The sequence below is a fragment of the Paenibacillus farraposensis genome, from assembly GCF_020736845.1.
In the GTDB taxonomy this organism is placed as follows: domain Bacteria; phylum Bacillota; class Bacilli; order Paenibacillales; family Paenibacillaceae; genus Paenibacillus; species Paenibacillus farraposensis.
This window is the reverse complement of sequence record NZ_JAFFQR010000020.1, coordinates 1-298: the sequence shown is the minus strand read 5'-3', so window position 1 is coordinate 298 and position 298 is coordinate 1. Positions and strand designations below refer to the sequence as shown.

2 tRNA genes are annotated in these 298 nt (G+C 54.4%); both read left to right on the top strand.

The features are described from left to right. The first annotated feature begins 80 nt into the window (after positions 1 to 80). Positions 81 to 161 (top strand) — tRNA-Leu (locus JO375_RS05245). Between the two features lie 10 nt (positions 162 to 171). Further along, positions 172 to 246, top strand: a tRNA-Gly gene (locus tag JO375_RS05240). Positions 247 to 298 lie beyond the last annotated feature (52 nt).

Sequence of the window (298 nt, the reverse complement as noted above, 5' to 3'; positions counted from 1 at the left end):
AGCTCAGTTGGTAGAGCACCTGACTTTTAATCAGGGTGTCGAAGGTTCGAGTCCTTCATGGCTCACCATTATCCTTGTATGCGCGTGTGGCGGAATTGGCAGACGCACTAGACTTAGGATCTAGCGTCTTTGACGTGGGGGTTCAAGTCCCTCCACGCGCATCTTGTTTTTGCGGACGTGGCTCAGCGGTAGAGCATCGCCTTGCCAAGGCGAGGGTCGCGGGTTCGATTCCCGTCGTCCGCTCCATATTTGCGCCCTTAGCTCAGCTGGATAGAGCGTTTGACTACGAATCAAAAGG